We start from the raw sequence: 13,458 nt of genomic DNA, 5'->3' as shown, positions 1-13,458 counted from the left end.
CCAAGGTGACATTGTTACCCGTGGTGATGGCCACCGTGGCAAAGTCGTTGGTGGCGGTACTCAAGGTGATGTTGTTGGCAGATCCTGCTGCCAAAGTCGCCACACCGGCCACACTCAAGGCCCCGGACTGGGTGATGGCTCCAGAGGTGGTGACTCCCAAGGTGCCGGAAACCGTCGAGGCCCCCAGAATCAAGGCATTGGCATCCGCCAGGGTGACATTGTTACCCGTGGTGATGGCCACCGTGGCAAAGTCGTTGGTGGCGGTGGACAAGGTAATGTCATTGGCCGCTCCCGCCGCCAGGGTCGCCACGCCACTCACACTCAACGCACCGGACTGGGTGAGGGCGCCGGTGGTGGTGACACCCAAAGTCCCGGTGACGGTGGAGGCACCCAACACCATGGCGTTGAGATCCACCAGGGTGACGTTGGCACCGGTCACAGAAACCGCGCCGGTGAAATTGTTGGCCGCGTTGCTGGCGGTCACATCATAACCGGCAGCCGACAAAGTGGTGGTGCCGGGGATGACCAGGGCGCCGGAGGTGGTGATCGCTCCGCCCGCGGTGACCGACAGGTTTCCGGTCAAGGTCAAGGCGGCGATGTCGAAGGCGGTGGTATCCACCAGCGTGACATCCGCCAGGGTGCCGGCGCTGGCAAAGGTCACGGTACCGGTGAAGTTGTTGGCGGCATTGTTGACCGAAATCGAAGCGCCAGTGGCAGCGGTCAAGGTGGAGTTGCCGGTAATGGTCAAGGCACCGGTATTGGTGATGTTGCCGGCGGTGGCGGTAGCGGCGAAGGCGCCGGGCACCGTGATGGCGCCCAGGGCCAGACCATTGGATGCGGTCAGGGTGACGTTGCCGGAAGTGGCGCCATTGCTGCCACTGATGGCCGTGCCGCTGGCGCTGGTATTGGAGATCTGGACATTGTTGGCCACACCGGTGCCGGTATTGGCAAAGGTGATGGTGGGGGCGGCAGTCAAGATGGCGCCCGCGGTTCCGATACCGGTGATGGCATTCAGGGCCAGGGTGCCGGTGGTGGTGATGGTGCCCGCCGTGCCACTGATGGCGCCGCCGGTGGTGAAGGTATGATTGGCGGCATTGGCGTTGGCGACCGCGCCCACCACAGCGATACCGCCGGTATTGGAGGTGTTGCCCACCACCATGGTGCCCGCCGTGACGAACGCGAGTTCGGTATCGGTGAGTCCCAGGGTGCCAGAAGCATCCGCCGCCGAGGAACCGACATTGATCACCTGGGCCGCGGCCTTGGGGGCCAGAGTGACGGAGCTGGTTCCGGCATTGATGGAAGCCCCCAGAGTCATCTGATCGGCGGTGACGGTGATGGCGCTGTTGGTGGACTGGATGGTGCCGGAACTATGGGTGAAGACGCTGTTGGCGTTATCCAGGGTGATGGCGACCCCAGTGGCGCCACTCACACCGACGACACTCATGTTGCCCGTGGAGTTGAGGGCCACGCTGCCGGTGGTGGTGATGGAACCGGTGACATCCAACGTGGCTCCGGCGCTCTTGGTGGCGGAGAAGGTCAGGTTGTCGTCACCCACGGTGTAACCGGTCAAAGAGTCCAGGGTGATATTGCCACTGCTGGCCACGATGCTGACGGTCTTGTTGCCGGTTCCCGTATCCACGGCCAGTCCGCTGGAGGTGGTCAGATTGCCAGAGTTGGCTTCCAGATAGACATTGCCATTATTGGTGGTGGCGGAAAGTTTGGCCGTACCGGTGACATTGAACAGCACCGGAGTGCCCGAAACACCGAGGCCACTGCTGCCGGCCGTCAGGTTGACATTCTTGGAAGCCACCGTGATACCCGTGCCACCCGCCTGGGCGATGGCACCGGTGGTGGTGACATTCAGAATCGAGGTGGGGGAGAGAGTCCCGATGTTGATGCCACCGGTATGGGTGCTGGAACCCACATTGATGGCGGTGGAAGCGGTGATCCGATCCAGGTCCGCATCGGCGATGGCCAGCGTGCCGGAGGTGGCGCCACCCAAGGCCACGGAGGTGGCGTCGGTGGGCGTGATGTTGACCGTGGCCGCGGCGATGGAGCCACTGACACCAAAGCTGGTGGTCAGGCTGCTGGCGGTGACGGTCTGCCCCGAGGCGCTGAGGGTTCCACCCACGGAGACGGACGGACTCGACAAGGTCACGGTACCGGTCGCGGTGATATTGCCGGAAACGGTCAATGAGGTCGAGCCGGTGGTGGTGAGATTGATCGCGCCACCGGTCAGGGTCTGGTTGGCCGACAGTCCCACGTTGGCACCGGTGCCGGTGACGGTGATGGTGCCGGTACCGGCGTTGATATCGTTGAGCAGGTTGATATTGCCGCCGGTGCTGGTGATGGTGACCCCGGCATTGCTGGCCGTGGTGATGGCCCGGATGTCCACCTGACCCGTGGTGCCGTTGACGGTCACGGTGCCGGCGTTGGTGACGGTGCCGAGATTGACCTTGCCGGCTCCGATGGTGTTCAGGGTCAGGGTGCCACCGGCCATGGCCAGAGGCGTGGAAGCCAAGTTGATGGCGTTGGGACTGCCCCCCGAAACCAGCGAAAGGGTCAAATTACCGCCGCCACCGGTAATGGAGGTGGCCGAGGAGTTGATGTTGTCGGTGGCTTCCAGGGTCAGATTGGTGGAAGTGGTAAGGGCGGTGATGGTTCCAGCGGTGATGGTGTCGGTTCCGGAAGAAGAGGCGGTATAGGATCCGGCGCTGGTGCCATCGGTGATGAACAGATTGGTGGGATCCAGCAACAAGGTACCCCATCCACCGCCACCGGTCAGATCCACCCGACCCTGGATATCCACGTTCTTGCCGCTCAACTCCGCATTGCCGCCCTTGCCGGAGACGGAACCGCCACGGGCGGTGACGCGGGCATCCTTGGCGAAAGTGGTCTTGCCTTTGGCCACCACAACCACCTCACCGGCATCGTCGCGGGTGCCCTTGGCATCGGCGCGGATCGTGGCGGTATCGGTCAGGTGGATGTCATGGGTGGAGCGGACCTCCACGGCACCGGCGGCAGCGCCCTCCTGGGCTCCGGAAACGTCGAGGGCGCCGCTGTTGGCCACATCCCCCCCCGTGCCCGACAGCATAATCTTGCCACCTTGTTGAACCAGTCCCTTGGCTTCCACCACGCCTTCGTTGTTGACCACGGTACGGATCAGATCCGAAGCCGACGCAGCCACCATGGCGACCCGACCGCCTTCGGTCTGGATCACCCCTTTGTTCTGGGCCAACGCTTTCACGGAAGCCTTGTCCACCGAGAAGGAGAGCAGCCCATCCCCGGCGAAATCCATTTTCACCTGATCCCCGGCGGCCAATCCCACGGTACCCATTTTGGCGGTGATGACGCCATCGTTGAGGGCCTGGGGACCGACCAAAGCGACAAAGCCCCCTTTGGGGGCATTGGCGTTGATGCGGCCCTGGTTCTGGACCGTGCCGGCATTGCCGTCGTTTTTGAAGACATAACGCCCGGCGAGAAAGTCATCGTTGGCGATGTTGAGGGTACTGGCGACCAGTCCACCCAGATCCACCTGCGCCGTGCCTCCGAAGAGGATGCCGTGGGGGTTGACCAGGAAGATCTGACCATTGGCGCTCAGGCGGCCCAGGATGGTGGAAGGATCCTGTCCCACCACCCGGTTCAAGGCCACGGAGCTGGCGGAAGGTTGTTGGAAGACGACGGCTTCGTTGCTGCCGATGTTGAAGGAGCGCCAATCCACCACCAACTGGTTGCTGGCCTGATCGACCTTGAGGGTATTGGCATCCGGTTGGGCGATGGTTCCGGACCCGGCGGCGACGGCCCCATCCTGGGGAAGGGCCATGGCCTGATTGCCGATGCCCACACCCAGCGCTCCGGCCATCAGGGCCAAGGCGCCGGGTCCGCGCCCGGAACGGGATTCCATGGAGGCGCGTTTGCGCCGGGAGTGACGATTGGGCACGGAACATTCGGCTTCCGCCGATCCAGTCAAGGAGGAGAACAGTGCCGCGAATCGAATCATGCTCATGGAATCACCCTCAAGTCGGTTCGGTAATCTTAACAAGAAACCCCTGACATATTTTTTATGCAGTGTTTTTTTCAAGCATTGTTACAAAGCCATCAAAACCACTTGACCGCCTGGATCCAGGTACGGCCATCTCCCTGACGGGATTCGGAGGTGATGGTTTCGGGATCCAGTTGCAAAGCGGCGCTCCACTTCACGGAGAACTGGTTGGCGGCGTTGAAGAGATTCAACCCCACGCCCACGCCGGAGAGGGTACGGTTGGTATCCACCCCTGCCACCGGGGTATTCAGATGGACCGTGCCCACATCGCCGAAAAGCACCGCCTGAAGATCGGAACGACCCAGACGCTCGCCGAGCCAATCCAGGTCATAACGCAGATCCACATTCAACAAGGCGCCACTGTCTCCGGAACCTTCTCCCTGGGGATAGGCGCGCACTCCGTTGGGGCCACCCAGACGGAACTGCTCGGAAGAGATCAGGTCATCGCCGCTGAGTTGTCCCGAAGTGGCGACAAAAAGGCTGAAATCACCCGGCAGACGTTGCAGACGGGAAAGCAGGAAATTGAACGTCTGGTCGGAGCCCGCCCCCACATAACCCGCCGGGAAGCTGTCGTTGTTGATGTGGTGGATGGCGAACTCATAGGCGGTGAGACCTCCTCCGTTCCAGCCATCCCGGACATCTCCGGTGACCGCGGCGGTGAAGACATCCGGCTCGTACTGGTTGGAGCGAATCCCGGCCACTTTCTGTTCCGACTCTTTGTGATCCCAGGCCAGTTGTCCATACAGGTTGTAGATCCGGGAACGGACAAAGGGGTGGGAGGCGAACAGACCATAGCTTTTGCCGTCGCCGCCGATGGCCGAAAGGGTGCCGTTCAAGTCATAATCGAGTTGGGAGTAGTGGGCGCCGACCCGGGTACCCATGGTATTGACCGGCACCGTGTAGCTGACCCGACCGAACCACATGTCGTCTTCGGAAACCAGGGTGCGCAGGGTGAGTTGATCCCCGATCCGCAACGGGCTGTTAACGTTGAGGCTGAAGCCGCCACGAAAATCACCGGTATACTGGGAGCCATGATTGCTCAGGTCGATGCTGCCGGTAAAGAGGGGTTCGGTGCCCAGCACCACATCGAGATCCGAAGTGCCGGGGGTTTTGCCCGGTTTCAGGGTGGATTGGACCGTCACACCCGGCAGGTCATCCAGCAGCAGCAGTCCTCTTTCGAGTCCTTTGGCCTGCATGGCCGCATTCCGGTTCACGTTGGCTTCCACATAGGCCCGGGCCCGCTCTGCGGACAGCCGGTCGTTGCCATTGACATGGACCTGATCCAGACGACCTTCCACCACCACGATCTGGATGGTGACTTCGCCTTTGGCGTTGGGGGTGAGTTCCTGGGGAGGCAGATAGGCCGTGGCCAGGAAATAACCCAATTCCCGATAATAATCGGTAATCCGGAGGGCGGCGGTATTGAGATCGTCGAAGGTCATCTCCCGCCCCTTGAAGGGGTCGAGGAGGGGCAGAAGCTGCTCCTGGGGGATCGACGCGTTGCCGCTGACTTTGTAAGAGGCCACCCGAACTTTGACACCCTGATCGCGTTTCGGCGCTTTTTTGTCGTTTTCCGGTGCCAGATTGATGGCTGGTGGGGCTTTGGGAGCCGCCTCCACCGGTTTTTGCAGCGTATCCATCAACGCCCCGGAGTCCAGGGGAGCCGCGACCGCTTCAAAAGCCCCCAAGGTCAATGCCATGGATGCGGCCATTCCAGTTCGCCAAGCACACTCCCAGCTCTGTTTGATCATCTTGCTCATCCCCTGACCTGACAAAACGCAATTAGATTCTGCTCGCTATCGGCCGTTTATTCCCGAGACCTTACCAAATAATGGGTGCTGCCCACAAACAAATTTTGCATGGAGCCATTTGAACATTATTCGCGTGTAGTTATTCGGATTAAAGAAACGGTCCGCCCAGACACAAGTGAGCAAAAATTATTCCACTTTTAAAAAAGTCTTATCCATCCCTCAACGCCCCCCCCTTCGCCACAACCAACCCCCTCCAGCCCTGTCCGCCGCCCCCCGTCACGCCGACCCGACAAACCGACACCTGGGAAAACGGTCACACCCCAAAAAAGAGCGCCCCTCCTTGGTGGTACGGGTCGTCACCCGTCCCTTGCGACAGGCGGGACAAGGGTTCCCGGCGGCGGGGGAACCGGAAGGGGCGGCAGGGGATGAGGCGGATACCGCAGCAGGGACCAGTTCGGCGAACCGGTTGAGATGACGCTCCCCTTCGCTTTTGACCGCCTCGATCAGACGACTCACCCAGATCACCGCCTTGCTTTCAAACTCTTCCAGGGTGCGGATGTTCTGGGCGATCTCCTCCAAAGCCTGCTCCCAAATGGCGGTGGTGGCGGGATTGGTCACGCTGCGGGGCAACACGTCCACCAGCACCCGGGCCACCGGGGCGCTGATCAGGTTCTTGCCCTCCTTGCGCAACAGCATGCGTTGCAACAGATTCTCGATGATCGCAGCCCGGGTGGCCTCGGTGCCGATTCCGGAGGTCTCCCGCAGGGTCTGCTTGAAACGGGGATCCTCCACCATGCGGCCCACGTTTTTCATGGCCTGAATCAAAGTCCCTTCCGTGTGACGGTTGGGCGGTTTGGTGCGTTTCTCCTCCACCCGCCCCCCTTCCACCAAGACCGACTCCCCTTTTTTCAATCCCTGGGGCAGACGCTCCTCTTCGGCTTCACCGGGTTTGGCCTCCCGACGCAGCACCACCTTCCAGCCCGGCGCGATCTCCACATTGCCCGACGCCCGAAACAACGCGCCTGCCGCCTCCACCTCCACCACGGTCCGATCAAACTGGTACACCGGAAAAAATTGCGCCAGATAGTGACGCCGCACCAGATCATAAAGCCGGGACTCCTCCAAGGACATGCCCCCCACTCCGGTCCCCGCCTTGGTAGGAATCATGGCATGATGGGCGGTGATCTTGCCGTCGTCCCACGCCTTGGAACGCAACGTCCCATCCGCCTGACCCACCAGCGTCGCCATGGAAGCGTCGGAACGGACCATGGATTGAAAAACGGCCCCGACTTCGGACAACTGATTTTCCGGCAGATACCGACAATCGGTGCGGGGGTAGGTGATGGCCTTGTGGGTTTCGTACAACGCCTGGGCCACTTCCAGGGTACGCGCCGCCCCCATGCCCCAACGGCGGGAGGACTCCTGCTGCAAGGTGGACAGATCCAAAGGCAAAGGGGGCGCCTCCCGCATCCGTTTGGTTTCGGCCTTGACGATCCGGCCCGACCCCCCGGCCACCCCCTGGGCCACCGCTTCGGCCCGGGCACGTTCCAGACAACGCCCCTCCTCGTCGGCCCACGCTTCCGGCACCACCCACTTGGCCCGGAACCGCCCCGCCGGAGCCGCGCAATCGATCCAGACCTCAAAAAAATCCGTCGGCTTGAAATGTTCGATCAACCGGTCCCGATCCACCACCAGTTTCAAGGTGGGGGTCTGCACCCGACCCACGGTCAACACCCCCTCGTAGCCTCCCCGTCGCCCCAAAATGGTATAGGCCCGGGTCAAATTCATCCCCACCAGCCAGTCCGCCCGGGCCCGTCCCAGGCCGGCCCGGTACAACGGCTCGGTTTTGGCCCCGGGCAGACGGGCGCCCAACGCCTTGCGAATGCTCTCGTCATCCAAAGCCGACAGCCACAACCGGGAGACCGGACCCCGATAACCGCAATGGTCCAGCACCTCCCGTCCGATGGTCTCCCCTTCCCGGTCCGCGTCGGTGGCGATCACCACTTCCGCGCATTTTTTCAACAATCCCTGAATCACCCGAAACTGCTTGCCCACCTTGTCCCGCACCTCCACCCGCCAACCGTCGGGCAGAATCGGCAAGGTCTCCAACCGCCACGCCTTCCAGACCGGGCCGTATCCGTCCGGGGGGATCATCTCCAGCAGATGGCCCAGACACCAAGTCACCTGGATGCCGCCCCCTTCCAGATAACCATCCCGCTTGCCGTTGGCACCCAGCATGCGGGCGATGTCCCGGGCCTGGGAGGGCTTTTCGCACAAATACAGGATCACGTCCCGTGGCTCGCCTGCTTCAAAAGCCATCGCGCCGATCTCATCTTGATATTTCTCCAAAGATTAAAGCCCTGGTCGCGCCTTGTGACTCATACGTCCCAAACCGCCGCCAGAAGGGATGAAAAGCGCCTCAACGCCGTGGAAAGCCAGTCAAGCGGGAAAACAAAAGGGAGCCGAAAAGGCGGGGACGGCTTGAAGTCTCCAAAAACAGGAGATCAGAAAAATATATAAATCATAAAACAAAAGAAATAAATACCGGTCCGAAACAAACTTCGCAGACCTCATCCCGATTTCACCCGCACACAAAGGTCCAAAAGGGATGGAGGCGCTGCTCCATCCCTTTTGGCGACGGATTATTTCTTCTCGTCGGCCTTTTCGGCTTTGGCTTCCGGAGCCGGAGCGGCGGGAGCGTAACCCCAACCCGGCGCACCACCCCAGGCCGGACCATATCCGGGATAACCCCAACCCGGGCCATAGCCGTATCCGGGATACCAGCCGTTGTTCCAGCCATTGTTCCAGCCGTTGTTCCAGCCGTTGGTATTGTTCCAGTTATTGTTCCAATTATTGTTGCCATAGCCGTTACCGGAACCGGCCACGTCACCACCCATGTTGAAGCCGAAATTGCCATTGGCGCGGCCGTTGCCATTGCCGTTGCCAAGCCAATTGTTGCCCCAGTTATTGTTCCAGTCGTTCCAGTTGTTGTTGTTCCAGTTGTTGTTGTTCCAACCGTTGTTGCCCCAACCGGGACCGCCCCACCAGGCCGAAGCATCAGCAGCGGAGAACATGGCGGCGCCACCCAGCAGAGTCGCCAGAGCCAAAACACGCAGACCTTTATTCATTTGCCTTTCCTCCTCATGGTTTTCAAGTACGAGACGTTCCCTGGCCACGCGCCAAGGAAGCGGGCATCGGTCATTCTCCCCATGACACCACCAACCAACCCGCCTTCTGGGCAATTTAACCAATCCCGTTTTCTGTGTAAATTAAAAAAATGCACCCACAGCGGGCCTTGACTCGGGAACCATTCATGAGTCGAGAATGAAAAGGAATCCCTTAACCGTAACACGATTCTTCTTTCCAACTCTACCCACAACACGGAGTCCCCCGACATGAGCCAGAACCGATCAATCCAACCGCGCAACCGGCCCAGAAGATGGTCCGGCTGGATGGTGGCGCTGGGGTGGATCCTGATGCTTGGACAACCGGTCATGCTCCAGGCCCGTGAGTTCGGTGCCTACGATGTGGTGGTGCAACCGGGGGAGGTGTTTCCCGACGCGGACCGGTTCGACGAACCGAAAGGCTCACCGGCCATCGGCATGGCCTACAAGAACAACCAACCGGTGGGACACCTTTTCCGCACTAGCGACATCGGCTATTCGGGCAAACCCATCGAGATCCTGGGGGGGATCGACTTAAACGGCGTGATCACCGGGGGCAAGGTGGTCAAACACGCCGAACCGATTCTGCTCGTGGGCATTCCGGAACACAAACTGTTCGACTTCGTGACCCGCTACGTGGGACGCAACCTCCTCAAGGAGGCGGAATCCGGAACCAAACAGGCCATCGACGCCATCAGCGGGGCCACGGTCACCGCCATCGTCATCAACGACGGCATCCATCGGGCCGCCCGGGCCATCGCCCGGGGAGGCAAGGCCGAGGCGCCAATAGTCCGGGCCACGCTGCTTGATCCCCCCTTCAAGGCCACGGAGTGGAACACCCTCCTGGGGGAAGGGGCGATCCGCCGCATGACCTTGAACCACGGCGAGGTGGACGCGGCCTTTCTCAAAATCGGCGCCGGTAGCGGCGAGCCTTACATCAAGATCATGCCACCAGCCGAATTGTTCATCGATCTGCATGTGGCCCTGGCGACCCCTGCGGATATCGGCAAAAACCTCCTGGGAGAAGCGGAGTTCGCCAATCTGCGGGAGTGGCTCGCCCCGGGTCAGCAGGCGTTGCTGATCATGGCCAACGGCTCGTATTCGTTCCGGGGATCAGGATTCGTGCGGGGTGGGATCTTCGACCGCTTCAAGATCAACCAGGATGGCAACAGCATTTTGCTCCACGACTACCAGTACCGGCGCATGCGGGATCTGGCTCCGGGCATGCCGGAATTCGCGGAGGTGGGGCTGTTCAAGATGCCGGAAGGGGTCGCCTTCGATCCCACCCGTCCCTGGTCTCTGGAACTGCTGGCCCACCGCCCCACCGGACCCATCGAAAAAACCTTCACCAGTTTTTCCATCACCTACACCCTGCCGGAACGCTTCGTGCAGCATCCGACCCCCGTGGCACCGGCACCGTCGGCGGCGGCGACCACCCAGACTCCGGAGTCCGCCACCGACGACGACACCCCTCCCCTGTGGCAACGGATCTGGCAGGATCGCATGGGGGATGTGGTGGTGCTGTCGGTCTCTCTGGTCATCCTGACCCTGATCTTTTTCTTTCAGGAGCTGCTGGTCACCCATCCGCGGCTGGTCTCCTGGCTGCGACGGGGATTTTTGCTGTTTTCGGTGATCTGGATCGGGGGATACGCCCAGGCCCAGTTGTCAGTGGTCAACGTGTTGACCTTCCTGCACGCCCTGATGGGCCATTTCCGCTGGGAGTTCTTCCTCATCGAACCGTTGATCTTCGTGCTGTGGTGCGCCACGGCCCTGTCGCTGCTCTTTTGGGGACGGGGAGCCTTTTGCGGCTGGCTCTGTCCGTTCGGCGCCTTGACCGAACTGCTCAACTGGGTGGCCCGTCAACTCGGGGTGCCCCAGTTCCGCCTGCCGTTCGCCTGGCATGAACGGTTGTGGGCCATCAAGTATGTGCTGTTCTTGGGACTGCTGGCCATTTCCCTCACCTCCATGGCCACCGCCGAAAGACTGGCGGAAATCGAACCCTTCAAGACCGTGGTGCTGCTGCGCATGGACCGGGAGTGGCCTTACGTGCTGTGGGCCGTGGGCTTGCTGGTGGCCGGACTGTTCGTGGAACGGTTTTTCTGCCGTTATCTCTGTCCCCTGGGGGCGGCCATCGCCATTCCCGGCCGGATGCGCATCTTCGCTTGGCTCAAAAGACGCCGGCAGTGCGGAGAGCTGTGCTCCAACTGCGGCAACGAATGTCTGGTCCAGGCGATCCAGCCCAATGGCGAAATCCACCCCAACGAATGCATCTATTGCCTGCACTGCCAACTGAATTACGTCAACGAAGCAGTCTGTCCCACTCTGATCATGCGCCGCACCCGTCGGGAACGCCGGGAGTCCGCCGCGGCCAAAGAGACCGAAAGCTTTGTCTGAACAATAATATTTTACCTGGAATTGACCAAAATCAATTCCAGGTGAATTTTATTGCCCTCTTTTCAGACAAGGGTGCTATCTTACCACTGTGTGAAATCACACAACGCGGTTCCCAATTTTTAATTGACCTTTAAGAAGGGAGAAAAACGATGGCGGAAAACGAAAAGCAGGGAGTGACCCGACGTGATCTGTTGGGAACCGGTATCAAGGTGGCCACGGTCGGAAGTTTGACCGGCATGGCGTGCCGAACCGGCATGGTGGGGGGAGGCGCCCTGGCGGCTGCCGCCGCCGCAACCCTGCCCGCGACCGCCAGCGCGGCGGCCAAAGCCGACATTCCCCCGGGTCAACTGGATGAATATTATGGTTTCTGGAGCGGTGGTCACTCCGGCGAGGTGCGGGTTCTGGGTCTGCCGTCGATGCGCGAACTGATGCGCATTCCGGTTTTCAACCGGGAGAGCGCCACGGGTTGGGGACTGACCAACGAAAGCAAAAAAATCCTCTCGGAAGGTCTCACCCCGGAAACCAAAGAGTACCTACAAAAACAGGGCAGGGTCACCTATGACCACGGAGACACCCATCATCCCCGCATGTCCTACACCGACGGCACCTACGACGGGCGTTATCTGTTCATCAACGACAAGGCCAACACCCGCATCGCCCGCATCCGTTGCGACATCATGAAGACCGACAAGGTGTTGGAAATCCCCAACGCCCACGCCATCCACGGTCTGCGTCTGCAACGTTATCCCAAGACCGGTTATGTCTTTTGCAACAGCGAAATGCGCATTCCCCTGCCCAACGACGCCACCACCATGAAAGATCCCAAGAAATATGTCGGGATCTTCTCCGCCGTGGACGCCGACACCATGAAAGTGGCTTGGCAGGTGATGGTGAGCGGCAACCTGGACAACAACGACTCCGACTACCAGGGCAAATATGTCGCCTCCACCTGCTACAACTCGGAAGAAGGGTTCACCACCGCCGAAATGACCGCCTCTCCGGCGGATCACGCGGTATTTTTCAACATCAAGGCCATCGAAGAGGCGGTAAAGGCGGGCAAGGCCACCGTGATCAACGGCGTGCCGGTGGTGGATGGCCGCAAGGACGCCAAATCCGCCTTCACCCGCTACATTCCGGTAGCCAACAGCCCCCACGGCTGCAACGCCACCCCGGATGGCAAGTACATCATTCTCAATGGCAAGCTCTCCCCCACGGTCACGGTGGTGGAGTGGGCCAGGCTCGATGACCTGTTCGCCGGCAAGATCACTGAAAAAGAGTGCATCGTCGCCAATCCGGAACTGGGTCTGGGACCGCTGCACACCACCTTCGACGGTCGGGGCAACGCCTACACCTCGGTCTTCCTGGACAGCCAGATCGTCAAGTGGAACATCGAAGACGCCATCAAGCAATACAAGGGCGATACCAAGGTCAATCCGGTGCGCCAGAAGCTGGATGTCCACTATCAGGTGGGCCACACCAACGCCTCCATGGCCGAAACCAAGGAAGCGGATGGCAAATGGCTGGTGGCCCTGTGCAAATTCTCCAAGGACCGCTTCCTCAACGTCGGCCCCCTGAAGCCGGAAAACGATCAATTGATCGACATCTCCGGCGACGAGATGAAACTGGTCCACGACGGCCCCACCTTCGCCGAACCCCACGACGCCATCATCGTACACAAGTCCAAGGTCAATCCGGTGGAAGTCTACAACCCGAAAGACCCCATGTTCGCCGATCTGCACGCCCAGGCCAAAAAGGATGGCATCGAGTTGGGCAAGGACAGCAAGGTGGTCCGCGAAGGAGAGACCAACAAGGTACGGGTTTACATCATCAGCCACGCCCCGACCTTCAGCCTGACCGAATTCTCCGTGAAGAAAGGCGATGAGGTGACCCTGATCGTCTCCAATGTGGACGAGGTGGTGGATCTGACCCATGGCATCACCGTGATCGGTCACAACGTCTGCATGGAGGTCGGTCCCCAGGCGAGTGCCTCCGTGACCTTCAAGGCGGACCGGGTCGGCGTGTGGTATTACTACTGCCAATGGTTCTGCCACGCCCTGCACATGGAAATGCAAGGTCGCATGCTGGTGGAGGGCTGACCGTTCCGACT

Annotated in this window: 6 protein-coding genes; 2 read left to right on the top strand and 4 right to left on the bottom strand. The window is 60.6% G+C overall.

Annotated elements, in window-relative coordinates:
* The 4 genes from HQL98_14595 to HQL98_14580 all read right to left on the bottom strand — a co-directional run.
* The coding region (locus HQL98_14595; protein ID MBF0273275.1) for a filamentous hemagglutinin N-terminal domain-containing protein at positions 1-4,006 on the bottom strand (4,006 nt) is incomplete at its 3' end.
* A gap of 92 nt (positions 4,007-4,098) precedes the next feature.
* Positions 4,099-5,742, bottom strand: a complete 1,644-nt coding sequence (locus tag HQL98_14590) for a ShlB/FhaC/HecB family hemolysin secretion/activation protein (GenBank protein ID MBF0273274.1) — start codon at positions 5,740-5,742, stop codon at positions 4,099-4,101.
* 327 nt (positions 5,743-6,069) lie between these two features.
* Positions 6,070-8,082: a DNA topoisomerase III gene (locus HQL98_14585; protein MBF0273273.1), complete on the bottom strand. Its 2,013-nt coding sequence runs from the start codon at positions 8,080-8,082 to the stop codon at positions 6,070-6,072.
* A 353-nt stretch (positions 8,083-8,435) separates the two neighbouring features.
* Positions 8,436-8,921 (bottom strand): hypothetical protein, encoded by a 486-nt coding sequence (locus HQL98_14580; protein ID MBF0273272.1) that lies wholly within the window; start codon positions 8,919-8,921, stop codon positions 8,436-8,438.
* Between the two features lie 267 nt (positions 8,922-9,188).
* Here HQL98_14580 and HQL98_14575 point away from each other — a divergent pair, with 267 nt between their 5' ends.
* Both HQL98_14575 and nosZ read left to right on the top strand, forming a co-directional pair.
* Positions 9,189-11,351, top strand: a complete 2,163-nt coding sequence (locus tag HQL98_14575) for a regulatory protein NosR (protein ID MBF0273271.1) — start codon at positions 9,189-9,191, stop codon at positions 11,349-11,351.
* Positions 11,352-11,500: 149 nt separating this feature from the next.
* Positions 11,501-13,447 carry a TAT-dependent nitrous-oxide reductase gene (gene nosZ / locus HQL98_14570; protein ID MBF0273270.1) on the top strand — a complete coding sequence of 649 codons (1,947 nt, stop codon included), beginning with the start codon at positions 11,501-11,503 and terminating at the stop codon, positions 13,445-13,447.
* The last annotated feature ends 11 nt before the right edge of the window (positions 13,448-13,458 follow it).

This window comes from Magnetococcales bacterium (assembly GCA_015231755.1).
GTDB lineage: Bacteria > Pseudomonadota > Magnetococcia > Magnetococcales > Magnetaquicoccaceae > Magnetaquiglobus.
Note: the sequence above shows the minus strand (reverse complement) of the source record. Positions and strands in the feature narration are given on the sequence as shown.